Source organism: Streptomyces sp. DI166 (genome assembly GCF_900091315.1).
Taxonomy (GTDB): domain Bacteria; phylum Actinomycetota; class Actinomycetes; order Streptomycetales; family Streptomycetaceae; genus Streptomyces; species Streptomyces fuscus.
Genome location: NZ_FLSP01000025.1, coordinates 25,199 through 49,809, shown reverse-complemented (window position 1 = coordinate 49,809; position 24,611 = coordinate 25,199). Strand labels below are relative to the sequence as shown.

Below are 24,611 nucleotides of genomic sequence, written 5' to 3'. Positions count from 1 at the left end.
GGGCATGACCTTCGATATGCAGCGGGCCCTGGCCGAAGCGCCTCGGGATCGGGGGGTGGCCTGGCGGTTCGTTCGGGAGTTCGCGGCCTACTGGGGGCGGCCCCTGCGCGCCGGGGACGGGTTCGGGGTGGAGGAAGTCGGCGCGGCGGGGCGACGGTTGGGGGTGGGGCTGCCCGCGGCGCTGTGCGAGGCGTACGTACTGTTCGGGCGGCGGCGGGATCTGACCGGCAATCACGACACGTTCCTTGCGCCCGAGGAGCTGTACGTCGCCGACGGCACGCTCGTGTACCGGGTGGCGAACCAGGACCGCGCCTGCTGGGGTGTACCGGTGGCGGATCTCGGCGACGCCGATCCCGCTACCGTGCGGCGGCCGGACACCTCGCCGGTGGCGCGGTGGGAGCCGCACGAGCCCAGTCTGTCCGTGGCCCTGCTGGCGATGGTCATGTCCGAGGTGCTAATGCTGGAGGACGGACTCTCGGATCACGCGGAAAGCCCGGACGCCGTCCCCGAGTTGGAGCGGCTGTACGACGAACTGCCTGCCGTGGGCCAGGACTTCCGGTGGTTCAGCGGGCCCGACGCGCTCGTCCGGGTCGCCGGTGGCGGCGCGTGGATCGACGTGCGGGGGCGGACGCCCGAGGCCCTGGACGCCGTACGCGAGGCCGTTCCCGGGCCGTGGGCGGGCGGGTGACGGCGGAGGGCCGCACCCCCGGTGAACGGGGATGCGGCCCTCAAGTGCCGTGCCGTACCGCTTACTTGCGGATCAGGCTGCGCAGCACGTACTGCATGATGCCGCCGTTGCGGTAGTAGTCGGCCTCACCGGGGGTGTCGATGCGGACGACCGCGTCGAACTCGACGCCCGTGTCGGTGGTGACCTTCACCGTGCGCGGCGTGGTGCCGTTGTTCAGCTCCTCGACGCCGGTGATGGAGAAGGTCTCCTCGCCGGTCAGACCGAGGGACTCGGCCGAGGCGCCCTCCGGGAACTGCAGGGGCAGCACGCCCATGCCGATCAGGTTGGAGCGGTGGATGCGCTCGTAGGACTCGGCGATGACGGCCTTGACGCCGAGCAGCGCGGTGCCCTTGGCGGCCCAGTCGCGGGACGAGCCGGAGCCGTACTCCTTGCCCGCCAGGACGACGAGCGGGATGCCCTGCTCGATGTAGTTGCGGGAGGCGTCGTAGATGAACGACACCGGACCGCCGTCCTGGGTGAAGTCGCGGGTGTAGCCGCCCTCGGTGCCCGGCGCGATCTGGTTGCGCAGGCGGATGTTGGCGAACGTACCGCGGATCATGACCTCGTGGTTGCCGCGGCGGGAGCCGTAGCTGTTGAAGTCACGACGCGCCACACCGTGCTCGGTGAGGTACTGGCCGGCCGGGGTGTCGGCCTTGATGGCGCCGGCCGGGGAGATGTGGTCGGTGGTGACCGAGTCGCCCAGCTTGGCCAGCACACGGGCGCCGGAGATGTCCGAGACCGGCTCCGGGTCCATGCCCATGCCCTCGAAGTACGGGGGCTTGCGGACGTAGGTGGACTCGGCGTCCCACTCGAAGGTGTTGCCGGTCGGGATCGGCAGCGCCTGCCACTGGGCGTCGCCCGCGAAGACGTCCTGGTAGGACTTGTTGAACATGTCCTCGCCGATGGCGTTCGCCACGACGTCGTTGACCTCGGCCTCGGAGGGCCAGATGTCCTTCAGGTAGACCGGGTTGCCGTCCTGGTCGGTGCCCAGCGCGTCCTTGGTGATGTCCACCTTCATGGAGCCCGCGATGGCGTACGCGACGACCAGCGGCGGGGAGGCCAGGTAGTTCATCTTGACGTCGGGGTTGATCCGGCCCTCGAAGTTCCGGTTGCCGGAGAGGACCGAAGTGACCGCGAGGTCGTGGTCGTTGACCGCCTTGGAGACCTCCTCCGGCAGCGGGCCGGAGTTGCCGATGCAGGTGGTGCAGCCGTAACCGACCAGGTTGAAGCCGACCTTGTCCAGGTACGGGGTCAGGCCCGCCTTGTCGAAGTAGTCGGTGACGACCTTCGAACCCGGGGCGAGGGTGGTCTTGACCCACGGCTTGCGGGTCAGGCCCTTCTCCACGGCCTTCTTCGCCACGAGCGCGGCGGCGACCATGACGTACGGGTTGGAGGTGTTGGTGCAGGAGGTGATGGCGGCGACCGTCACGGCACCGTGGTCGATCTCGTACGTCGAGCCGTCGGGGGCGGTCACGGTGACCGGGTTGGACGGGGCGCCGTTCGGGGAGACGGCCGGGGCGTCGGAGGCCGGGAAGGACTCCTTGCCCGCCTCGTCCACGTCGTCCACGTAGTTGCGGACGTCCTGCTTGAACTGCTCGGCGGCGTTGGCGAGGACGATACGGTCCTGCGGGCGCTTCGGGCCGGCGATCGACGGGACGACGGTGGAGAGGTCCAGCTCAAGCTTCTCGGAGAAGTCCGGCTCGGCCTTCGGGTCCAGCCACAGGCCCTGCTCTTTGGCGTACGCCTCGACGAGCGCGACCTGCTGCTCGGAGCGGCCGGTGAGCTTGAGGTAGTTCAGGGTCTCGTCGTCGATCGGGAAGATCGCGGCGGTGGAGCCGAACTCCGGCGACATGTTGCCGATGGTGGCGCGGTTGGCCAGCGAGGTGGCGGCGACGCCCTCGCCGTAGAACTCGACGAACTTGCCGACGACACCGTGCTTGCGGAGCATCTCGGTGATGGTCAGCACCAGGTCGGTGGCGGTGGTGCCGGGCTGCAGCTCACCGGTGAGCTTGAAGCCGACGACGCGCGGGATGAGCATCGAGACCGGCTGGCCGAGCATCGCGGCCTCGGCCTCGATACCGCCGACGCCCCAGCCGAGGACGCCGAGGCCGTTGACCATGGTGGTGTGCGAGTCGGTGCCGACCAGGGTGTCGGGGTAGGCCTGGCCGCCCCGGACCATGACCGTACGGGCCAGGTGCTCGATGTTCACCTGGTGGACGATGCCGGTGCCCGGCGGGACGACCTTGAACTCGTCGAACGCGGTCTGGCCCCAGCGCAGGAACTGGTAGCGCTCCTTGTTGCGGCCGTACTCCAGCTCGACGTTCTGCGCGAACGCGTCGTTGGTGCCGAACTTGTCGGCGATGACGGAGTGGTCGATGACCAGCTCGGCCGGGGCCAGCGGGTTGATCTTCGCCGGGTCGCCGCCGAGCTCCTTGACGGCCTCACGCATGGTGGCGAGGTCCACGACACAGGGGACGCCGGTGAAGTCCTGCATGATCACGCGGGCGGGCGTGAACTGGATCTCCTGGGAGGGCTGGGCCTGCGAGTCCCAGCCGCCGAGCGCGCGGATGTGGTCGGCGGTGATGTTCGCGCCGTCCTCCGTGCGGAGCAGGTTCTCCAGCAGGACCTTGAGGCTGTACGGAAGGCGGGCCGAGCCTTCCACCTTGTCCAGCCGGAAGATCTCGTACGACTCGTCGCCCACCTGCAGCGTGCTGCGGGCGTCGAAGCTGTTCGCCGACACGACAGTCTCCTTCTTTGATGTGCGCGTTCCCACCGCATCCTGCCGCCACGGCGACTTGGCCGATCCGCTAAGGTCAGGCTAAGTTAGGTAACCCTTACTAGGTGGCGGCTGCGGTACGCCTCGGCAGATATCTCGATGTCGAGATAACTCTAGTACATGGGGGCCGGATGGTCATGCCCGGCCCTGCTTGCCGCTGCCCGGCACGCCATGGTGTGCTCCTGTACTCATGAAGCACACCACCCCACTGCCCCACAGTCTCTGGCGTTCGCTCCAGGCGCACTACGCGATGCTCGACCCTGAAGAGAAGGAGCAGGCGGAGGACCTGGCCACCGTCAGAGCGGTCCACGAGCTTCGAGTCACCCGCGAGGGCGTGCCCTACACCGGCATCGCCCTGGACTGCCTCCGGAACCCGGAGCACGGCGTCGGCGTCCTCCTGCACGGCACGCGCGTGGTCGCCGTGGGCACCGCCGACCTCGCGGCCAGGACGGATCTCGCCGAGCGCGACGCCCGGGACCCGCGCACGGGCCTCGACGAGAGCCTCCTCGGCCACTGGAGCACCGTGCCCTTCGACTACGGCGTGATGGAGTGCTCCGACTTCGAACTCCGCGCCGACGGCACAGGCTGGGCGAGCGTGACGAACGCCTTCATGGAGGATGCGCAACTCCTGACCTGGCACTGCCCGGAGCCCGGGGTGCTGGAGGTGCGGTCGCCGCCGGAGACCGGGGAGGCGAGGCGGCACCGGTACCGCGTGGGACCGGAGGTGCCGGTGGACTCGGCCGAACCGGTGATGTCGATCACGTTCGACCCAGCGTTCGTCTACGGCCCCCAGTACGCCAAGTCGACATAGTTGGACGTAAACGGTCATCAGGCGATTTTCCCGGAGCTGCCCCATGGCCGCCTCCCGTACCACCAGGCGACTTTGACACCCCTTCACCCGAACGGCCCCCACGGGAGGCGCCATCTCATATCTGAGATAGCCTCAACCCCATGGCAGACGACTACCTCGTACGTATCGGAAAGCTCATCCGTGACGCCCGGCAACACCGGGGCTGGACACAGACGCAGCTGGCCGAGGCGCTCGGCACCTCTCAGAGCGCCGTCAACCGGATCGAGCGCGGCAACCAGAACATCAGCCTTGAGATGATCGCCCGAATCGGTGAGGCCCTGGACAGCGAGATCGTGTCCCTGGGTTACGCGGGTCCGATGCATCTCCGGGTGGTGGGCGGCCGTCGTCTCTCCGGCGCCATCGATGTGAAGACCAGCAAGAACGCGTGCGTGGCCCTGCTGTGCGCCTCCCTGCTCAACAAGGGGCGCACGGTGCTGCGCCGGGTGGCGCGGATCGAGGAGGTCTACCGGCTGCTGGAGGTCCTGCAGTCCATCGGTGTGCGCACCCGCTGGATCAACGACGGCGTCGACCTGGAACTGGTGCCGCCGGCCGAGCTGGACATGGCCGCCATCGACGCCGAGGCCGCCGTCCGGACCCGCTCCATCATCATGTTCCTGGGCCCGCTGCTGCACCGTATGGACGCCTTCAAGCTGCCCTACGCGGGCGGTTGCGACCTCGGTACGCGCACCATCGAGCCGCACATGATCGCGCTGCGCCGGTTCGGTCTGGACATCGCGGCGACCGAGGGCCTGTACCACGCCCAGGTGGACCGCTCGATCTCCCCGGACCGCCCGATCGTGCTGACCGAGCGCGGCGACACCGTGACCGAGAACGCCCTCCTGGCCGCCGCCCGCCACGACGGCGTGACGGTCATCCGCAACGCCTCCTCCAACTACATGGTCCAGGACCTGTGCTTCTTCCTGGAGGCGCTGGGCGTGAAGGTCGAGGGCATCGGCACGACCACGCTCACCGTGCACGGCGTCCCCACCATCGACGTGGACGTTGACTACTCCCCCTCCGAGGACCCGGTGGAGGCGATGAGCCTGCTGGCGGCGGCGGTGGTGACGGAGTCCGAACTGACCGTGCGCCGGGTGCCCATCGAGTTCCTGGAGATCGAGCTGGCGGTCCTGGAGGAGATGGGCCTCGACCACGACCGCACGCCCGAGTACGTCGCCGACAACGGCCGTACCCGCCTGGTGGACCTCACGGTCCGGCCCTCCAAGCTGGAGGCGCCGATCGACAAGATCCACCCCATGCCGTTCCCGGGCCTGAACATCGACAACGTGCCGTTCTTCGCGGCGATCGCGGCCGTCGCCTCCGGCAAGACTCTGATCCACGACTGGGTCTACGACAACCGCGCCATCTACCTGACCGACCTCAACCGCCTCGGCGGCCGCCTCCAGCTCCTGGACCCCCACCGCGTCCTGGTCGAGGGCCCCACCCGCTGGCGCGCCGCCGAAATGATGTGCCCACCGGCCCTTCGCCCGGCGGTGGTCGTCCTCCTGGCGATGATGGCGGCGGAGGGCACGTCAGTGCTCCGCAACGTGTACGTCATCAACCGGGGTTACGAGGATCTCGCGGAGCGGCTCAACTCGATCGGGGCGCAGATCGAGATCTTCCGGGACATTTGACGTGAGGATGCCGCCGCACCCCGTCTGACCTGCTACTTAGCAGGTCAGGGAGGGGTGCGGCGGCATCTCTGGGATTTCTCTGGGACTTTGGGCTTGCGGCGGGCTATGAGCCACCGCTCCACGGGCTCTGCCGACCAGCCGCGGCTACGCGAAGATCGCGTCGATGGCGGCACTGCCCCGTGCGCCGGCTCGGGGCAAGAAGTGGGAGTACTTCCGCAGCGTGAACCCAGGGTCGGAGTGCCCCAGCCAGCGCGCCAGGGAGACTATCGATTCGCCAGCCTCCAGTTCTTCGGAGGCGTAGAAGTGGCGGAGGGCGTGGAAGCCGTGCTCCCGGGACGGCTCCCACACGCGAGCACCGTCGGTGCTGCCCTCGTCCAGCGGGGCGATCACGCCCGCCGTTGCCAGAGCGGGCTTCCACACGTAGGAGTTGAAGTAGTTCCGGTTGATGGCCTTCCGCTCGCGTCCCGTCACCAAGAGGTCATAGGTCCTCGGCCGCCGGTGCTTGGCCTCCACCGGCGTCTCGGCCGGAGTCGGGTCGTCCCAGGGCAGCGTCACCGGCACCGGCGCGAACTGCTCCATGTGCTGCCGGATGGCCCGGGCCACGCTGGACGGCAGCGGCACATCGCGGACCTTGCGCCCCTTGGGGAGCGCGAAACACAGCTTCGTTCGCACCATCTTGACCTGCCGCCGGACGTGCACGACTCCCTTCTCGAAGTCGATGTCATCTGCTGCGAGCCCGAGCGCCTCCCCTTGGCGGAGCCCGAGACCCGCTCCAATCACAAGGAGGAGCCGGTAGCGGTCCGGCAGAGCCTCCCGTACGGCCAGCACCCGTTCAGGCAGCCACGCGTCAACCCTGCCGGGGGTCGCGGCCGGAGGACCGACCGTGCTGGACCGACATGGGTTACGCCCGAGGCGACGGTCCTCGACGGCAGCCTGGAGGACGCTGGAGAGCGTTGCCCAGACAAGACGGATCGAGGTCGGACCGAGGTCCTTCTCCAACCGCTTTTTCCAGTGGCGCAGGACTTCCGTCCCGATGGCGTTGAGCGGCTGAGTACCCAGGTGGGGGACGATGTGCCGCCGGACCCTCTGCTCGATCCGCTCGATCGTGGACGGGTCACCGCTCTGCGTTGGCCACCAATGCGTTGCGATGTAGTCCTTAAGGGAGATGGCCCCATCGCGGGGATCGACGAACTCGCCTCGGCGTGCATCGGTCTGGGCCTGGGCGAGCCATGTTTTAGCGTCCTGGAGGGCGTCGAAGGAACGGTCCTTGACGCCGGGAATGCCCTTGACGCGGTAGCGGGTGCACTTGCCGTACATGGCGGTGCGATCGCGTTTGCCGGTTTTCGGATTCGGGCGCTTCTTCAGCCATCGGTCTTCTATGTAGCCAGCCAGTTGAAACTCCTTTGCAATGGGGGCGCCGACGGCGTTCTACGGCGCTTGGGAGCAGTCAGGCAGCGGTAATGCGGGCGGAACGCTCCTGCGGCCGGGCACTAAGCGGGTTGAGGGCCGGGTTGGAGCGGGAGTCAGCCTGCTCCTGCTCGCGGACCCAGGCGTCGAGGGCTTCCACCCGGTACATGACGCGACCACGAGGGCCCATGCGGAAGCTCGGGGGTCCCTGCCGACGATGGCGCCAGACGTAGAGGGTGTGAGGTGAGAGGCCGAGGTAATCGGCGGCGTCTTTCACGGTCAGAAAGGCCGTACGTACGGCTACGGCGGAAGTTGCAGGGGCAGGCGGTATCGCCGATCGGTGCATGGCAGGGTTTCCTTGCGGGGAGAGCGAGGAGCGGCAGGGGCGCGGCAGCATCGCCTCGCGCAGTGCGCCAGGACGGCCACCTGCGCGGCACACGCTGCCTACGGCAATACGCCGCAGCAGAGCTGCCCCGCGCCTCCTCTTGCAACGCGAAGCCGCCCGCGTCCGCCACGACTCCACCGCCAAGCGCAGCCGAAAGCGAACACCTTCATGTTCGCGACGATCGCCGGTTTGGCTAACCGGCGATCGTCGGCTATGTTGCCCGCCGCGTCACGCGCCCAACGCCTACCTGGCTTCCCCGCCGGCAGAGGGAAGTGCGTACGAATGCGCGGCTACGGGCGCGCCGTCCGAGGCGACCGTTAGCAGACCGCCGTCCGCGAGCCGGTCGAGATTCACCGTGACGCGGCGCTCGCGAGCCCCGAGGGCACGCTTGCCGTGTTGTTGCACCCGGATGCCGTGCCACGTGCGCGAGGACGACACGATCGTCGCGGTAGCCTCGCTGTAGGAGGTCTTCACCGAAAAGGCCGGCCGCGCAGACGGAGAGACAGAGTCCCGTGGAGACCGCAGGGTAGTCACCGGCCTTTCGGCCGATCCAGGCGTTCAGGCCGCCGAGGGCAAAGAGCACCGGGGAAGTGAAGCGAGCGCATCGGATAGCAGACTCAGACAGACGGGCCTCCCAAGGTGGAGCCATGCCAGCGGGCCAACCTCGCGACGCCCATCCGAGTGGTTTCGGAGAAGTGATCGCAGCCGAGCAATGGCACCGCCTGGCCTGGATTTTTGCGGGACGTTGTACGTTGACATGCCCTCGCGCACTTATCCAGTGCTTCTGTGATCTTTCTTGTCTGCCGTAGGCGAATGTCCTCCAGCGCTCGGTGTAGGTGCGGCGGGTTCTGGCGCAGCGGGATTTGGCCATCACCTCGTTGGCCTCGGGAGTGAGCTGTTTGGTGTCGACCGGGACGCCTGGGAGGTTCGGTGGGTCGTTGTAGTCCAGCTCGGCGTCGACGACGTCGGTGTCGGCCGACACGGCGGGCAGGGTCTCGGTTATCCCTCTCCTTACGTGACACGCGGTCAAGCTCCGCGGTCCCTGGCTCACTTGTCGCCTATGAGGTCACCGCGCACGGCCTCCGGGCCTGCGTACCGACCAACCTCGGCGCAGCGGGCCACTCAGCCGCGGAAATCAAGGACATGACCGGCGTCCTGCTTCTCGGAGTGGGCCAGGACCACGAGGACCTAGGGTGCCTGCCGACTTGCCGCAGATGGCGGGCGGCGACGCGGTGGCCCGGCCAGTAGTGTTACGCGGTCTCCTCGTCGACGCGAAGCATGCTGAGGGCTCCGAAGCGGCGGCCCCCTGGTCGGAGCGCTTGCCAGCGCGGCGCCGGCCGAACTTGCGGTTCGAGCCCTGCGGGAAGTACACAGGAGTCGAAAATGCGGGGCGTGTCGGGTGCCCGGACCACCACCATGGCTCCCATGGACGACGCGCTTGTGGATGACGTGGACGCCGCGGGGGATGACGCGCTTGATATGACCCGGCTGCCTCCGCGCCGGTCAGAGTGGAACAGCATCGCTGTCCTCGGAGGTGCCCACGAGGACGATCTCGACCTGGCTCTCGGTTACCTGGAGGCAGGTGCCATCCTGGCGAGCCACTGGATCCGCACCGGCACGAACGACGCTCTGCCCGTGCCGATCTACTACCAGTACCGGCTGTCCGACGAGTGGAGCCGCATCGAGGTGTTTCGCCTCTTCGAGGACGAGGACCCGGATGCGCTGCGAGACCCTGGGCAGTCGCCCGTCGCGGAGCCGCCCCGGACACCAGCTGCTGAGGACCTCACATCCTCCCAGACGGCGCGCGGCCGCCGCCGCGGTGCCTTCAGTAGTCCATGGCGGACCGCATCTCGGCCTCGCACTCGGCGTCGTGCTCGGCGTAGTACTCGGCTTGGTTCTCCGCATGCGCGTCAAGAGCGGCACGGCGGCCGAGGCTCTGGAGCAGAAGGTACTGGTGCTGAGTGCCGCCGAGTGGTGGAACCGCGCCCGCTGACCGCGGCGCCGTCAGCGCCCGGCCGCTGTCGTACTGCTTGCCCGGATGCGCGGCGCCGACGGACGCGGTCCGCTCGCCGGGCGCGGGCTTCGGCGTCGGTCTGCTCCTGGAGCGAACCGAACGACTCAGACCAGACATACGGCTCTGTGGCTGCCTGACGGTGCGTTCGACGTCGGATCCGGGATGATTGAGCTTGAATAACCTTAGAATCGACATTGTCTGACATGGCGCCATGTGCCAGCCTGTCAGTCAGGTCGAACCGAGACCATTCTGTGGTTGTTTCTCTGAGGGGGGCGGATGGACCTGACCATCCACGTGCAGGACGCGACCGAGGACTTTGCCCGCGAGGTGCTGGCGATGTTCGCCGGAGCCGAGGGCGTAACGGTCGCCACGCAAGAAGCGCCGGACACCGTATGGACGGCCGACCGCGCATACCGGCTGCTGCGCCACACCAACACCCGCGTACAGCTGTTCATGAGCCAGCTGGTGCAGGGAGACGGCTGGCTGGACGCCTACGCCTATCGCGAGAAGTGGGGGCAGAACTCGCTTCGCGGGCCGTCAGCTGCTCTGACGAAGGCCATCAAGCGGGGCGCGAAGGAGGGTTGGTGGTCTCCGGACATCCCGAACCCGGTGCGCCCGACGACGCCGGACCCGCAGAAGGGTTGGTCGAAGACGGCTGGCTACTACCTCGATGAGGAGCACCTGCCTGCCTTCCGCGCCGCCTGGGAGCGCCGTGTGTATGAGAACGACGGTCGCGGCCCCAGACTTATCGAGGACATCGACGACGACCAGGACGACCTCGGAGATAAGGCGTAGGTTTCATCCGGCCCGGCAACGTGTGAGGTTGGCCGGGTCATTGCGCACCGTGGGTCACTGGGCGTGGCCAGCAGATACTGAGGTTACGCTGCACTAGCTGGTCTTCCTTTACCGCCGTGACGCGGGTGGTCCCCTCCACGTGGCCCTTTCAGCCGGTACCGGGCCACCCTCTCCGCTATTCAACGACAGAGGGTGTTCAAGGGGCTCTGGTGATGGTGCCCAGCCCCGACCAATACCAGGCATGCGCTTCGAATCGCCGTATTCACCCGTCGCATAATTCCGTTAGTGAGGCCGGTCGTTGGCTACATGATCCCCTTCCATCGCCACGGCGGTGCCCCGGCCCGGCCGCGCAAGCAGTCAATGCGGTATTGCGCCTCGCGCCTCCACTCCGGCCGGCTGGCAGCGTGCTGCGCGGCGTACGTCGCCATACGCAACTCGCGTGCACCAGCGAGGAGCTCATACCCTTCCCACTCCGTGACGTCAACGCCGTAGGTCTCGCAGAACGCGGCGTACTCCTCTGCAGACACCGCACCGGTCGTCGTGAGCTTCACCGCGGTCGACACGAGATCCCACTCCGGCGGGCCAAACGAAGCGCGCTCGAAGTCCATCAACAACGGGCCGGCCTCCGTGCGCGCCACGTTGCCGACCCATGCATCCCCGTGGACTACGCACTCGGGAAGGCCCTCCGGCCTCGAAGCCCATTGCTGCTTGAGATCTTCAAGCCGGCCGTTCAGCCACTGCCGGTCATCGTCAGAAATTGTGCTCGCTGCGTCGATACGCTCAACCAACCGGACGAACGGGTCTAGCTCACCCAGTGGCAAGTCTGGTTTTGGCAGGGCGTGCAGTTGCTTGAGGAGCACGACGACGTCGGTGACGGTTCCGATTTCATGTGGCGGCAGCTCTAGCCAGAAGGTCACCGGGTGCCCGCTGGCTGCTACCGGCTGCCGCAGGTCAAGGGCGCGTACGGCGGGCACGCCCTGGGCGGCCAGCCAGCGGGCGACCTGAACCTCGCGCGTTGCGGCGGCGGACTGGCCGGGCCGAGCGATGCGCACCACCACCCCCCCGGGCAGACGCCATATGGCGTTCTCGGCGATCCGTATCGGTTGGGCGTTGGTCGCGTCGAGGCCGGCGGCGAGGCACGCCTCCTCAAGTACGGCTTGGGTGGGCGTGGGCGAAGTGGTCACGCCTGCACCGTAGCCGCGATGCGTTCGCGCAGGTCGCTGGCCTCGGGGAGCTGCCGGTGACGGCCTGCGAACCGGGCGAGTTCCCGCAGGTCATCGGCGGCCCGGCAGGAGGTCAGCTTGCCGACGTCGTCCAGTGCTCGGTGGCCGAGCACGACCGCGTGCCGCGGATCGTCGCCCTTGGCCATGACCAGGGAAGCGAGTTTTGTCTCGGAGATGGCGCGCGAGCGGGCGAAGGCGTTGCCGTGGCCTTTCACCGCGATTTCGAAGCGGCGGGCCGCCTGCCCGGGGTCCTGGTTCGCGTGGACCGCGAGATCGAACAGCGCGTGGGCGGTGTCGCCGTGGTGCTGGGCGTAGTCGTAGTAGGCCATCCACGGCGGATCCTGTGCCGGGTCGGACTGTTCGAACGCGGCGTCGGCTTCTCCGACCGCGCGCAGGGTGTTGGCTACGTCGCGCATCTTGCCGAAGGCGCGGGCGCGTGCGGTGTGCAGCATGGCACGCTCGGTCGCGGTGAGTCGGTCGGAGCGCACCAGACCCTTCTCTGCGTGGGTTAGGCCAGTATCCGGATCTCCCACCCAGATTTCCTGCCGGGCCATGAACGAGTACGTCTTGGCGCGCAGGTGCCACTCCCCGGCTTCTTCCGCGCACTCAGCGGCTAGCCGGAAGCTGACTCGGGCATCGTCGTGGGCGTACGCGTCGAACTGCGAGGCGCCGACGACGATCCCTAGCCGGGCTACAGAGGCTAGGAGTTCAGGCCGCAGGGGCTCGGGGCAGGGCACCGGCAGCAGGGAGGCGCCCCACATGATGGCACCGCGGGCGAGTTCTCGCACCGCGCCGCCGCCTCCGTACTCGTTGTCTTGGCGATGGATGACATCGGCCAGCGACTTCAGCTGCCTGATCTCGCGCGGGCGGATCTGAGTCGGGATCTCCCGGGGGGCGGCTGGGGTCACGAGCTGGACGAGGTCTATGGGGGCGATGGCGGCAAGGCCGCTCGTGGCGAGGAAGGCGCGACGGTCCACAGAGGCAAGGCTCCCGCTTGGAGGTGTTGTACTACCTCTGCCCAGGATGCGGCCTTCATGGATCTGAACCGACGTCTCCGCCCTGCCAGGGGGTGCACTTTCCGTTTCGGGGCGGGGTTTTTCCGTTTGCCCGAACACCATCCCCCACGCCCGGGTGAGGACTCCGCCCGTCTGCAGGACCTCGTCCAAGCGCTCAGCCAAGTCCTTCGAGCAGGTAGCAGTCCCCTTCTCGATCTTCTCAATGAGTGAACCGCTGACCTGCACTTTCGCACCCAACTCGGCGTGCGTGAGAGGGCCGCGCTTCTTGCGCCAGGTCCGCAGTTCATGACCGAACCAGTCACGCGGAGACGCGTCTGGGGTCAACTGCTTCTCGGGTCTTGGCATGGGCTGTTCCTCGCTCGCGAAACGGAAGATCGAGGTTTCCGAATCAAGATCTACACGCAGTTCTGTCGGCCTGGCTCAATGGTTGCTCACGGCCGCCACCCCAGTACACACCGCATCCGGCGCCGGTTGGAGAGATTTCGTCGAACGAGGGACTCCCCGTGAAGGCACACCTGATGGAGGCTCAGCAGCCTGCTACGGAAGGCACAAGCGCTGCGGTCCGGACGAGTTCCGGAGCATGCGAAATCGACGTCGCTCTGACAGCCGCTGCCGTCTCGGGCGTGCGTGACCTCGTCAGTGCGTGCCTACATCTGTGGGGCCTGACCGAACTCGACTGGCGGGTCACTCTCACCGCGTCCGAACTACTGACGAATGCCTTCCAGCACGCCCGCAAGGAGGATGAGTCCTCGGTTCCAGTGAAGGTCGTCCTCACCCGCACCCCCGACGGGGTCTTCCTGTGCGTCAGTGACCCGCACCCCTGGCTCCCAGCCCCCGTCTCGACTGGCGACAACGACGAGGGCGGTCGCGGCCTGATGCTGATCAAGAAGCTCAGCGACAGATACGGCTGCTCGTCTACTGCTCACGGCAAAGACGTTTGGGCCACGATCCTGCACTCCGCTTAGTCGCGGTTTCCCTGCCTCTCACGAAACCCGAAGGGACCACCACCATGTGCCGGCAATCGCCGCCGTTCCCCAGGGCCGACGCAAAGGCCGACGGCGGTTCATCGCCAGCGACGCTGAGTTCGGAAACATCGAAAGCGGCTTCGGGTTGGGGCCCTGCCCTCGCACGCAACCTCTTTCGGGAGGGAGACGTTAGCGAGGACGCTCATACTTCCTGGTCTACCTCCCGTATCCCCGCGGGCAGGGCTTGATGTATGCCTGCAGGGACTCCAGCGTCGAGGAGTTACGGCAAGCCTGGCCCCGGGCGCTCCGCTGCGTCGCGCCAGTAGTCGACGAGCATCTCGCCCGGCCAGGTCGGCTGGCGGACGGAGCCTCGGGGCCCCATCTCCTGGAAGTAGGGGGCCAGGTCAACCACTGGCGTCCCGTCGACTGCGTCGAGATCGGTCACCAGAAGGTCGCGGCCGTCCACACCCAACAGCCTCGGGTAGCTGACAGCCAACTGGTTTGGGCGCCGATGGTTTCGATGGACGAACGTTCCGGTCGCCGGCCACTGCGCGTTGCCCCTGGGGCTACGGGCGTGGAGCTGGACGTCCTCGGGATGCGCCAGGTGGAAGCGCCACGTCACCGTCAGGTGGGAGAACTCGTCGATACCTTGCAGCGTTTCCAGGGGGTATGCCTCGTTGACTCGGATCACCGACTGGACCCCGCCCTGGTAGTCGTCCTGAACGTAGGTGTGGCCGCCGACGACCGTTGCGATCGATCCGACCTCGTACGTCGTCACCGGTATCGGCTCCTCTCCTTGCGAGATACTGGTCTGCGGGCTGTCGCCGGGCATCGAACGTTCGTGTCGCGATCAGCCTATGGCCCGCAGCATGCTGCGGGCCCGGCGGTCCAGTTCGGTGACGTTGCGGCCTCCGCGTTGCCGGACGGGCGAGAGGTCGCTCTGGATGCGGACGATGACGTCACGCGCCCGGCCGGAGTGGACGCCCGTCATGGCGTCCAGTGCTTCGTTCCAGGTGGCGCATGCCTCGTCGAGGCTTCCCCGTTGGACCTGCACCGCGCCGAGGTAGCCGAGCGTCACGCTGTGGGTACGGGCGAACTGCTGGCGTCGGCGCGTGGCCACGCTGCGCTTGAAGTGGATCTCCGCGTCCCGAGGCTGGCCCATGTCGCGCAGGGCGCAGGCCGTCTCGTGGGCGAGGGAGGCTTCCTGGAAGAAGCCGACGCGGGCCGGTGCCTCGGTGGCGTCGGCGCGGGCGAGGTCCCGCTCCGCGCGGCTAATGGCCGCGAGGGTGCCGGCCCGTTCGCCGTCGGACGCGAGGGCGCGTGCATGGACGATCGCCAGCAGCGCCTTTTCACGATGGCTGGCCTGGCCGTAGCGGTCGCGGGACATCGAGGCGTCGGCCAGGGCCAGTGCCCGGCGTGGATGCCCGAGGTCCACGGCCTGGTGGGCGAGGGCGCGCAGGACGTGACCACCGAGCGGTCCGTCTCCGGCTTCCGCCGCGATGCGGGCGGCAATGGTGAGGTAGCGCTGGGCAGTGCGGTGTTCGCTGGCGTCGAAGGCCATCCAACCGGCGAGGTAGGTCATCTCCGCCACGGCGGAGTACGTGTCGCGGCGGAGCTGATCTGTGCGGAATCGGCCGTCGAGCAGCGGTACCGCACTGTCGAGCAGGTGGCTGGCGAGGGCCTTGCGGCCGGATGCGCCGCCTCGCTGCTGGTCGCGCGCGGAGTAGTAGACCGTGAGGTCGCGGACGTCGTCGATGTCCGCCTGGGTCACCGAGCGCGAGGAGGCCGGTCGGCGGTTCGCCGCTGCAGCGGGGGCGGCTGCCCACCACGAGGTAGTGGGCAGGGCAAGGCCGGCCGCGGAGTAGGCGGCGGTGGCCAGCAGCTTGCGTCGGTGCATGTCGAGATCGTCGCTTCCCAGCTCGGCCAGTGCGGTCAGAGGGTCGAGGCTCCAGTCGGAACCGCTGTCGGTCGTGCCTGTCGGCTCTTCTTCCAGCCCGAGATCGGCCAGGGAGAGGCGGCGGCCGAGTCTGCGGGACAGCGTCTCGCGCAGGATATGCGGTGCTCTGCCGCTGGGCTTTGTGCCCTGGACCCACATGGCGATGTGCGAGCGAGAGATCGCGTCGAGTTCGCGCACGCCACTCTCAGCGGCCACGCGGGCCACCGCGGCGGCTGCTTGTGCCTGAGACCAGCCTGCTTCGCGCAGAAGTGCGGCGAGGGCGACGTTACGTTCACGGGCCATGGACTGCCCCTCGGTTCCGAAATGATCTTTGACGCCTTTGACGGCCCTGCGGGCGGTGTGGGCATACCGCTCGGCCGTAATTCACGGTTCGCTCAACGTAGCGACCAGATCACTCACTTCGCACGCCAGTCGTCGGTGCTACTTGGTGACTTGGGCTCACTTTGGCTTGATCCGAACAGGAGTTGTGTCATGCGCCTTTCGCTGGACCCTCGCCGAGGCGACAGCCAGCTCGGAGGCGGGCGCGGGCGGCGAGAGTCCGCCACCGTGGTGCTGGTGCCAGAGCGCGATCACGTGGTTGCCGCGTCGGAGACGGTAACGCTCGTGCTGGGCGAGGATTCACCTCTGCCTGAGAACGCTGCCGATGTAGAGGACCTCGTTCGGCTTCTGCGCGGTCATGTCGCGCAGTTGGGAGCACGGACCGCTGTGGGCAGCCCCGTCCTGGTGCGAGCGCAACGGCTCTGCTCCGAAAGCATTCCCGAGGGCTACATGCCGAGCCGGGTGTACTTGGTCAAGCTCGCCGAAGCCACCCGGGAGCTGATGGCACACGTGGAACGGGGCGGTCCCGGACCGATCCGATCGAAACGCGGGCGGCGCTGGCGGAAGCCGCAGATCAACGCGCTGCGCGGGGCGGTCTTCGCCGTCGCCCTGGCCTGTCTGGTCTTCGCCGCTTCGGTACCGCGGACATGACGGTGACCGGGGCCATCGTCATAGGGCTGGTCCTCGGGCCGATGGCCTGGCTGGTTCTTCACGGCGAGGGCGCGGCCGGCCCTGCAGGGGTCGACGAGGACTTGCCGCCACCCCGGAACGCCCCTTCCTCACTCCGGTAACCACCGGCCTCTCCTCTTCCCACCGTTCCCGGCCGCTGCGGCGGCCCCGATACCGCCCCGGACCTGCGGGGCTCACGGAGATCCACACGATGAAACGGATTCCGCGCATCGAGCAGTACGGATTGATCGGCGACATGCAGACCAGTGCCCACGTCTGCGATGACGGTTCGATCGACTGGCTGTGCCTGCCCCGGTTCGACTCGCCGGCCGTCTTCACCGGCTTGCTCGGCACGCCGAAACACGGCACCTGGCGGATCGCTCCGGCCGCTCCTGCCGACCGTTCGAGCTCCGAAGCAGTCGCCGAGCGCCGGTACCGCGGTGACTCGCTCGTCCTCGAATCCGTATGGCGCACCGAGGCCGGTTCGGTCCGTGTCCGGGACTTCATGCCACCGCGCGACGGGGCACCGCAGGTGATCCGGATCGTCGAGGGCCTGACCGGTGAGGTCTCCATGATCTCGGCCATGCGTCCACGGCCGGGGTACGGCAGCGTCAGCCCGTGGATTCACGAAGTCGGTGGGCGCATGGTCGCGGAGGCCGGCGTGGACGCTCTGTGGCTCGACACCTGCGTCCCGCAGGTGGAGAAGGACGGCGTCATGGTCAGTGCTTTCTCCGTCGCCGCCGGGCAGAGCGTGGCATTCGTCCTCAGCTGGTGCCCGTCCCACGCAGCGGCGCCCGACGTTCCCGACCCCGAGGCCGCGCTGACCGAGACACTCACGTTCTGGGAGGACTGGACACGGGACTGCACCTACGAGGGGCCATATCGCGAGGCCGTGGTTCGATCCTTGATCGCGCTGAAGGCGATGACGTACGAGCCGAGCGGTGGAATCGTCGCGGCGCCGACCACGTCGCTGCCGGAGGAGATCGGCGGCAACCGGAACTGGGACTACCGCTACACCTGGTTGCGGGACGCCTCCACAACGCTGGCCGCGCTGCTGGGCACCGGGTACCTGCAAGAGGCGCAGGCATGGCGGCGCTGGTTGCTGCGTGCCGTGGCCGGTGATCCGGAGAACCTGCAAATCATGTACGGGATCACCGGGGAGCGTGATCTGCAGGAACGGGAGCTGCCCTGGCTGCCCGGGTACGAGGGCTCAACCCCGGTGCGGGTCGGCAACGGGGCAGCGGACCAGCTGCAGCTCGACGTGTACGGCGAGGTGATCGACACCCTGTACCTTGCGCACGAGAGCGGGGTGGCCCACTGCGCCGACACCGCCGTGCTGCACCAGCGGCTCGTCGAGCACCTGGCCCGGCGCTGGCAGGAGCCCGACGAGGGGATCTGGGAGATCCGCGGGGCACGCCGGCACTTCGTCCACTCGAAGGTCATGGCCTGGGTGGCTGTCGACCGCACCATCCGCCTGGCCGAGGCCGGCGCCCTCGACATCGACGTGGCCCCTCTGATCGAGCTGCGGGCAACCATCCACAACGAGGTCTGCACCAAGGGCTTCGATCGGGTGCGCAACACCTTCACCCAGTCCTACGGTTCCCAGGAACTGGACGCCGCCACGCTGCTGATCCCTTGCGTTGGCTTCCTGCCGCCGACCGACCCGCGCGTCATCGGCACCGTGGACGCCGTACGTCGTGAACTGGCCACGCCGGACGGGCTCGTGCGCCGCTACCCGACCACAGGGGGCCGCGCCGGAATGGACGGCCTGACCGGAGACGAGGGCACCTTCGTCCTCTGCTCCTTCTGGCTCGTCGACGCTCTGGCCCTGACCGGCCGCCTCGACGAGGCCCACGCCCTGTTCGAACGTCTCCTCGCGCTGCGTAACGACCTCGGGTTCCTGGCTGAGGAGTACGACCCCGTCCGGCAGCGCCAGGTCGGCAACTTCCCGCAGGCATTCAGCCACATGGGGCTGATCCAGAGCGCCCGACTCCTGCATCTGCTGGCGATGCGGTCCTCCCGCCCCCACGGTGCGGTCGCAGTTCCGGCGCCCTGTTCCACTTCGCCCAGCACACGCCAGACCCGTGCAGACCTGATGCCGCAGCACGCCTAGCCACCCCCACTCTGACGAGGATTCCCATGCCTGACAGCGCCTTCCCGGCACGGCCGGCCACCGGCCACCGCAGACGGCGACCTGAGATCGACGGGGGCACGCTGCACCATGCCCGCCGTGCTGTGGCACTGCCCCTGGTGCTACTTGCCGCGCTGCTGAGTGCCCTTTTGCCTCTCTGGTCGGTGTCCGCGGCAGGACCGGGCTGGGTGCTGGTCAGCCTGGTCTGCGGTCTGGCTGGGGTCACCGCCGTGGCGGCTCGCGGAGCGCGCACGGTCGCAGCAGCCGTGCAGGCGGCTACAGAAGAGGCCCGGGCAGCGGCGTTGACGGCGGTCGCGGGTGCAGCGGCGGCCGTCGAGAAGTCGGTGCAGTGGTCGGCAGACGAGCTGTGCCGCGGGGAGCGCCCGCCGCTGCCCAACCTGCAGGCTTCACCATCGCCCAGTGCCCACACCGAGATCGACAAGGCGCTCAGCGCGTTGCAGGCGCAGGCCATCGCGTCGCTGATACGGGTGCACGACGAGTCCCAGTCCGTCGTTCTCCTGGAAGTGCTGCGCCGCCTGGCCATGCGCGAGCACGCCCTGGTCGGCAAGGCGCTACAGGCCCTGAGCCAGCTGGAGATGCTGACCGACGACCCGGAGCTGCTGGCGAAGATTTTCGAGATCGATCACCTGGTAACGCGGATGCGTCGCCAGGTCGAGAGCACGGCGGTGCTGGGCGGGCAGTCCCTGCGCAGTGTGCGCCAGCCTGTGCCTGTCGCGACGGCTCTACGCGGCGCCGTCTCCGAGGTCGTGCAGTATCCGCGGGTTGCCGTCGCCGCCGGGTCGGTGGGTGCCGAACTGGGCCTTCCCGGCCATGTGGGTCCGGACCTGACACACCTGCTGGCCGAGCTGATCGAGAACGCCTGTGAGTGCTCCGATCCGGCGACGAAGGTGATGGTGCGGGCGCAGCGGGTGGCGAACGGGCTGGCGGTCGAGGTCGAGGACCGGGCCATCCCCATGCATCCGCAGACGCGAGTGCAGATGAACCGCCTGCTCCAAGCCCCGGACGAGGTCGACGTCAGCGGCCAGGTCCGGGCCGGCCAACTCGGCTTGCTGGTCGCGGCCAAGATCGCCCAGTCACACGGGATGTCCGTTCTCCTGCAGGAGAACGTGACAGGAGGCACCACCGCCCTCGTCGTCATCCCGGCGCGGCTCCTGGTAGCGATTCCTCCCGTCGACAGTGCGAGCGCGCCGTCCATGGACACCCGTACCACCGTGCCGCAGCCACAGCCGGTTGCCGCCGCTCCAGCCACCCCGGGAGCGGAGCAGGCCGCACACTCCGGCGCGGCAGGGACGCCGGACGCCGCAGAGGCACATCACTCTGCTGCGCCCGCTCTTCCCACGCGTAGGCGTCAGGCCGGCTCGTTCCGTCCGCCAGGTGAGCGGGAGCAAGCCCCCCTGACCGCGGCGACGCCAGGGCTCGCAGCCGCCTTCCGCAACGGCTACCAGGCCAGCGCAACCGCCGGATCTTCGCCGCCTGCGGCAGAGCAGCCCAAGCCCTGACTCGCCCCCTTCCCCCCATTGGAGCGACTTCTATGAGCACCCACCCTGAGATGAACAACGCGACCGGCGGCGCCCCCGCGCCCGGAACGACACCAAGCGGACAGCGGGAGAACATGGCTTGGCTGCTGCGGCAGTTCGCCTCCGACGTCCCTGGCGTCACGCACGCCGTGCTGCTGTCGAGGGACGGGCTGCGGCTGCTGGACAGCGACGTTGACAAGGACTGGGCGGACGAGCTGTCGGCCGCGTTCAGCGGAGTGTCCTCCCTCGCGGCGAACATCACCGGCCCCACCCACAAGAAGAGGCCGGCCCGGCAGGTCATCATCGAGCGGGACGACTGTCTGTTCTTCGTCCAGAGCGCCGGTCGCAGCGCCGCCTTCGAGAACCACCCGGGCAACGAACGCGGGGTGGTGGACACCGTTCTGGCGGTCATCGCCACCACGGACGCCGACGCGGGCACCGTCGGGTACGAGACGGGCCGGCTGGTGGAGAAGTTCGCCCCCTACATGCAGATCCCCGTCCGCGTCGGCACGGGTGCTGAGGTCCGGTGACCGCGCACGGCCGCGCGGCCGAGGAGTCGGCGTTCGTGCGGACCTACACCTTGACGCGCGGGCGGACCAGGCCGCGGCACCCGCTCGCTCTGGACACCGTGCTGGACGCCGGACCGGGGAGGCCCGGCCCGGCGCAGGCCGAGGAATGCGTGGAGATCCTCGCCCTGTGCCGGAAGCGCCGGCGTTCGGTGACCGAGCTGGCGGGTCGGCTCGGCCGCCCCGTCACCGCGGTGAAGGTCCTCGTCTCGGACCTTCTGGACGCCGACGCCCTGGTCGTCCCCGTCACCTCCCCCTATGCCGCATCCGACACGGACTCGGACTCGGATGCCGGTCCCTCCACCCAGTTACTGGCGGCCCTCTCGGCGGGCCTGAAGAGGAAGTGGCCTCATGCCATCGCCTACCCGCAGGCCGGGTGACCCGGCCATGGTGCTGCGGACGCCGTCTCGCCCGCATGGCGGCGCACCGACCGTGCTGAAGATCGTGATCGCGGGCGGCTTCGGTGCGGGCAAGACCACCGCCGTGGGCGCCGTCAGCGAGATCACACCGCTGAGCACGGAGGAGTACCTGACCGAGGCGAGCGCGGACGTGGACAGCCTGGCGGGCGTCGAGGCCAAGCAGACCACCACGGTCGCCTTCGACTTCGGCCGGCTCAGCCTGCCCGACGCGCCCGTGCCCCTGGAGCTGTTCCTGTTCGGCACGCCCGGCCAGGACCGGTTCGTCGACCTCTGGTACGACCTCTCCCGGGGAGCCGTCGGCGCAGTCGTCCTGGTCGACACCCGCCGCCTGGAGAGCAGCTTCACCCCCGTCAGCTTCTTCGAAGACATCCACCTGCCCTTCGTCGTCGCCGTCAACCAGTTCGACGGAGCCCACCGCTACCACCCCGAGCAGGTCCGCACCGCCCTCGAACTGCCCGCCTCAGTACCGGTGGTGACCTGCGACGCCCGCGACCCGAACCATGTCGCCGGCGTCCTGCTGACCCTCGTCGACCACGCCGTGAAGTCATCCGCGAGCCGTGTTGATCACGCACCCCTACCACTCTCCAGGACGCCTGATGTCACAGCACCCCAGTAATCCCCAACTCGCACCGCCGATCCCCCCGGCTGCGATGTCCTTGCCACGTCGCGACAGCCGGGACACCGCTCGCGGCCTCTTCGTGCCCTCCGCCACCGCCGCCACCGGCCCCCAGGGGCAGCAGGCACCTGAGCTGGCGCAGCGCTACGAGTTGCTCGAACGCCTGGGCGTGTCCACCGTGGCCAGCGAGGACTTCGACGAGCTGGCCTGCGAGATGGCGAGGCGGGCCGGATTCCTGTACGGGTTCGTCAACCTCTTCCTGGAGGAGCAGACCTTCGTCGGGCTGCACCAGCCGCCGGCAGACAGCGGATACGTCATCGTGGGCCGCACCATGAGCCGCGACCACGGCTGGTGCCCGGAGGTCATGGCCCGAAGGAAGGCCCTGCCCCTGCACGACGTGCACGCCAGCCCCCGTTTCAGCGGCAACCACGTGGTCGACGCGGTCGGCATCCGCTCCTACTTCGGCGCCCCGCTCATTCACGACAGCGGCACCGTGCTGGGCACGGTGTGCGTCATCGACCCCGAGAAGCGGCCCCTGAGCCAGGCCCGACGGCTCAGAGACATCGTCATCGACGCCGGTGCCCAAGTGATGGACCACATCACCCGCGCCCCCGTCCGCTAGGCCGTTCCACCACCCCCCACCCGGGAGCCGCAGGCGATCCCCAGCCGCTCCACGTTGCGACCTTCAGCCAGGGAGAGGGAAGACCATGTCCGCCACACTCACCCCGCCGCCACCGGCGCTGCGTCCCTACCTCACCGCCCGCCACGAACTGCTTTGGCAGGAAGCGGACGCCTTCGCGGCCGAGCACGCCGCACCGCGCGCCGTGCGGATGGAGGCCGCTCCGGGCCGAGTGGAGCGCAAGGTCGCCGCCCTGATGGCCGCACGGCGCTGGTTCGCCGTCACCGTCCCGGCCGCCTTCGGCGGGCTGAGTGCCGGACACGTGGCCAAGACCATCCTGATCCACCGCCTCGCGCGCATCTCGGCGGCTGCCGCAGCCATTCTGCAGGCCACTTTGATTCCTGTAGGCGCTCTGCTGCACTTCGCTACCTACGAGCAGAAGGGCCGCTGGCTTCCCCGGGTCGCGGACGGGTCGCTGCTGCTGTCGATCGCCGTGACCGAACCGACCGCCGGCGGGCACATCGGCGGCATCGAGACCACCGCCGAACGCGTCGGCAACGAGTGGGTGATCACTGGCAGCAAGATCCATATCGGCAACAGCCACCTCGCGGGAGCCCACCTCGTCATCGCCCGCACCGCCGTGACGTGCGTGAGCACCTCCCAGGCCCTGACCGCGTTCATGGTCGAAGCCGACCGCCCCGGACTCTCCATCCCCGACCACCAGGCCGGCCTCGGCCTGCACGGCTTCTCCGCCGGCCGCCTCGACCTCGACCACGTCCGCGTACCCGAGGACAACGTGGTCGGAGAGATCGGCCAGGGGCTGGCCGTGGCCCAGAGCAGCAGCATCTTGTACGGCCGCCCCAACCTGACCGCCGTCAGCCTGGGCATCCATGAAGCCGTCCTGGCCACCACCACCGCCCGCCTCAAGGCGCGCTCCCGCTACCGAGGCGCACTGTCTGATCTGCCGGTCGTGCGGGACCGCGTCGGGGACATGGAGGCCCGGCTGCGCGCAGCACGGATCCTGGCCTACCAGTCCGTGCACCTTCTCGACCAGGGCCTGCCCTGCGACCCCGAACTGATCAACGCCAAGTACCTCGGCCACCAGTGGGCCATGCAATCCGTCCAGGACGCCATGGAACTTCACGGCGCCCAGGCCCTCGACGGTGAGTACGTCCTCCAACGCCTGTGGCGCGACATCCAGCACACCTACCCGCCCGCCGGAACCGGCGAGGTCCAGCGCATACGCCTGGCCGACGCCGCCTTCGACGAGGACCTCATCCAGTGGTCCGAACGCCTCGCCGCCGAAGCCGCCTGGGCACGCCCCGACCCGACACCCGCATAAGCCCCCGTGCGCGGCGCCCCGTGCATCCCAACCGCCGCGCACGGGCCTGTGCCGCCGGCCCCCGTCCCCCGCGGGGACCGACGGCACCCCGCCCAGTGACCGTCCACCCCAGCCGAGAAAGAGACACCGTGACTCCGCCCGTGACGACCAGCGCACCGATCACTCCCCTGACGCCGACCCTGCAACGCGTCGCCCAGCACTTCGCGAGCGGCCTCACCGCCCAAGAGATCGCCACGCAGACCGGTCTGTCGGCCGTCACCGTCCGCCAGTACATCCGCGACATACGCGAGAGCCTCCACTGCCCGCCTCGTTGCAAGCCCCCGGTGATCGTGCACCGCTTGTTCACCCTTCAGCAGGTGGACTCTCCCACGGCGGACAGGTCGGCGCCGGAACTCCGCCCGGAGCAGTTGCTGCTGCTGCGAGCCGTCGCTGAGCACAGCGACGCCCGCGACATCGCCGTCGCCGCCAAGATCGCCCCGGCCGACCTGCGTGCCGCACTCGACCAGCTCCTGGCTGACACGGACGCACAGGACACCACCCGGCTGGTGATCCTGGCGCACGGCTGGAGGCTGCTGACGGCCGGGCAAGCCCACGCGACGCGGAGCGGAGCGGACCAGTGAGCTGGCCCCCGGCTCCCACGCACGGTG

The 24,611-nt window shown here is 68.7% G+C and carries 22 protein-coding genes; 14 read left to right on the top strand and 8 right to left on the bottom strand.

Annotated features, from left to right (window positions below; all coding sequences use genetic code 11):
- The first annotated feature begins 4 nt into the window (after positions 1-4).
- Positions 5-688 carry a hypothetical protein gene (locus GA0115233_RS14885; protein ID WP_093720677.1) on the top strand — a complete coding sequence of 228 codons (684 nt, stop codon included), beginning with the start codon at positions 5-7 and terminating at the stop codon, positions 686-688.
- Positions 689-749: 61 nt separating this feature from the next.
- Here GA0115233_RS14885 and acnA read toward each other — a convergent pair whose 3' ends face one another.
- A complete protein-coding gene (gene acnA / locus GA0115233_RS14880; protein ID WP_093720676.1) occupies positions 750-3,467 on the bottom strand; it encodes an aconitate hydratase AcnA in 2,718 nt (905 codons plus the stop codon).
- Positions 3,468-3,693: 226 nt separating this feature from the next.
- On the opposite strand from acnA, the gene GA0115233_RS14875 reads away from it, so the two are divergent.
- Together GA0115233_RS14875 and GA0115233_RS14870 are read left to right on the top strand one after the other, a co-directional pair.
- On the top strand, positions 3,694-4,314 hold the full coding sequence (locus tag GA0115233_RS14875) for a DUF6985 domain-containing protein (protein WP_093720675.1): 621 nt from the start codon (positions 3,694-3,696) through the stop codon (positions 4,312-4,314).
- 140 nt (positions 4,315-4,454) lie between these two features.
- Positions 4,455-5,984, top strand: a complete 1,530-nt coding sequence (locus GA0115233_RS14870) for a helix-turn-helix domain-containing protein (protein WP_093720674.1) — start codon at positions 4,455-4,457, stop codon at positions 5,982-5,984.
- Positions 5,985-6,128: 144 nt separating this feature from the next.
- On the opposite strand, the gene GA0115233_RS14865 is transcribed toward GA0115233_RS14870, so the two are convergent.
- The 3 genes from GA0115233_RS14865 to GA0115233_RS14855 all read right to left on the bottom strand — a co-directional run bounded on the left by GA0115233_RS14865 (position 6,129) and on the right by GA0115233_RS14855 (position 9,907).
- Entirely contained in the window at positions 6,129-7,301 is a 1,173-nt protein-coding gene (locus tag GA0115233_RS14865; RefSeq protein WP_369691368.1) for a tyrosine-type recombinase/integrase, read from the bottom strand.
- Positions 7,302-7,431: 130 nt separating this feature from the next.
- A complete protein-coding gene (locus GA0115233_RS14860; protein WP_176711783.1) occupies positions 7,432-7,737 on the bottom strand; it encodes a helix-turn-helix transcriptional regulator in 306 nt (101 codons plus the stop codon).
- A gap of 1,864 nt (positions 7,738-9,601) precedes the next feature.
- Positions 9,602-9,907 carry a hypothetical protein gene (locus tag GA0115233_RS14855; protein ID WP_093720671.1) on the bottom strand — a complete coding sequence of 102 codons (306 nt, stop codon included), beginning with the start codon at positions 9,905-9,907 and terminating at the stop codon, positions 9,602-9,604.
- Between the two features lie 159 nt (positions 9,908-10,066).
- Here GA0115233_RS14855 and GA0115233_RS14850 point away from each other — a divergent pair, with 159 nt between their 5' ends.
- Positions 10,067-10,585: a hypothetical protein gene (locus tag GA0115233_RS14850; protein WP_093720670.1), complete on the top strand. Its 519-nt coding sequence runs from the start codon at positions 10,067-10,069 to the stop codon at positions 10,583-10,585.
- A 302-nt stretch (positions 10,586-10,887) separates the two neighbouring features.
- On the opposite strand, the gene GA0115233_RS14845 is transcribed toward GA0115233_RS14850, so the two are convergent.
- Positions 10,888-11,769, bottom strand: coding sequence for an aminoglycoside phosphotransferase family protein (locus GA0115233_RS14845; RefSeq protein ID WP_093720669.1), 882 nt, complete (start codon positions 11,767-11,769; stop codon positions 10,888-10,890).
- Positions 11,766-13,169 (bottom strand): helix-turn-helix domain-containing protein, encoded by a 1,404-nt coding sequence (locus GA0115233_RS14840; protein WP_093720668.1) that lies wholly within the window; start codon positions 13,167-13,169, stop codon positions 11,766-11,768. Before GA0115233_RS14840 ends, GA0115233_RS14845 begins: the two co-directional genes overlap by 4 nt.
- A 278-nt stretch (positions 13,170-13,447) precedes the next feature.
- Here GA0115233_RS14840 and GA0115233_RS14835 point away from each other — a divergent pair, with 278 nt between their 5' ends.
- The gene (locus GA0115233_RS14835) at positions 13,448-13,789 is read left to right on the top strand and encodes an ATP-binding protein (protein WP_255310195.1); all 342 of its coding nucleotides are present in this window, start codon (positions 13,448-13,450) and stop codon (positions 13,787-13,789) included.
- Positions 13,790-14,069: 280 nt separating this feature from the next.
- On the opposite strand, the gene GA0115233_RS14830 is transcribed toward GA0115233_RS14835, so the two are convergent.
- Together GA0115233_RS14830 and GA0115233_RS14825 are read right to left on the bottom strand one after the other, a co-directional pair.
- Positions 14,070-14,567, bottom strand: a complete 498-nt coding sequence (locus tag GA0115233_RS14830; RefSeq protein ID WP_093720709.1) for an SAM-dependent methyltransferase — start codon at positions 14,565-14,567, stop codon at positions 14,070-14,072.
- Between the two features lie 72 nt (positions 14,568-14,639).
- The gene (locus GA0115233_RS14825; RefSeq protein ID WP_176711782.1) at positions 14,640-16,028 is read right to left on the bottom strand and encodes a Tat pathway signal protein; all 1,389 of its coding nucleotides are present in this window, start codon (positions 16,026-16,028) and stop codon (positions 14,640-14,642) included.
- Positions 16,029-16,217: 189 nt separating this feature from the next.
- On the opposite strand from GA0115233_RS14825, the gene GA0115233_RS14820 reads away from it, so the two are divergent.
- From GA0115233_RS14820 to GA0115233_RS14780, 9 genes are all read left to right on the top strand, one after another.
- The gene (locus GA0115233_RS14820; RefSeq protein WP_255310194.1) at positions 16,218-16,715 is read left to right on the top strand and encodes a DUF6415 family natural product biosynthesis protein; all 498 of its coding nucleotides are present in this window, start codon (positions 16,218-16,220) and stop codon (positions 16,713-16,715) included.
- Between the two features lie 229 nt (positions 16,716-16,944).
- Positions 16,945-18,846 carry a glycoside hydrolase family 15 protein gene (locus GA0115233_RS14815; RefSeq protein WP_093720666.1) on the top strand — a complete coding sequence of 634 codons (1,902 nt, stop codon included), beginning with the start codon at positions 16,945-16,947 and terminating at the stop codon, positions 18,844-18,846.
- A 26-nt stretch (positions 18,847-18,872) separates the two neighbouring features.
- Positions 18,873-20,384, top strand: a complete 1,512-nt coding sequence (locus GA0115233_RS14810) for a sensor histidine kinase (protein WP_093720665.1) — start codon at positions 18,873-18,875, stop codon at positions 20,382-20,384.
- A gap of 32 nt (positions 20,385-20,416) precedes the next feature.
- Entirely contained in the window at positions 20,417-20,932 is a 516-nt protein-coding gene (locus tag GA0115233_RS14805; protein WP_093720664.1) for a roadblock/LC7 domain-containing protein, read from the top strand.
- The gene (locus GA0115233_RS14800; protein WP_093720663.1) at positions 20,929-21,348 is read left to right on the top strand and encodes a DUF742 domain-containing protein; all 420 of its coding nucleotides are present in this window, start codon (positions 20,929-20,931) and stop codon (positions 21,346-21,348) included. Before GA0115233_RS14805 ends, GA0115233_RS14800 begins: the two co-directional genes overlap by 4 nt.
- 7 nt (positions 21,349-21,355) lie before the next feature.
- Positions 21,356-22,003 (top strand): GTP-binding protein, encoded by a 648-nt coding sequence (locus GA0115233_RS14795; RefSeq protein ID WP_107406432.1) that lies wholly within the window; start codon positions 21,356-21,358, stop codon positions 22,001-22,003.
- On the top strand, positions 21,984-22,625 hold the full coding sequence (locus tag GA0115233_RS14790) for a GAF domain-containing protein (RefSeq protein WP_093720662.1): 642 nt from the start codon (positions 21,984-21,986) through the stop codon (positions 22,623-22,625). Before GA0115233_RS14795 ends, GA0115233_RS14790 begins: the two co-directional genes overlap by 20 nt.
- A gap of 85 nt (positions 22,626-22,710) precedes the next feature.
- Entirely contained in the window at positions 22,711-23,964 is a 1,254-nt protein-coding gene (locus tag GA0115233_RS14785) for an acyl-CoA dehydrogenase family protein (protein WP_093720661.1), read from the top strand.
- Between the two features lie 140 nt (positions 23,965-24,104).
- Positions 24,105-24,584: a LuxR C-terminal-related transcriptional regulator gene (locus GA0115233_RS14780; protein ID WP_255310193.1), complete on the top strand. Its 480-nt coding sequence runs from the start codon at positions 24,105-24,107 to the stop codon at positions 24,582-24,584.
- Positions 24,585-24,611 lie beyond the last annotated feature (27 nt).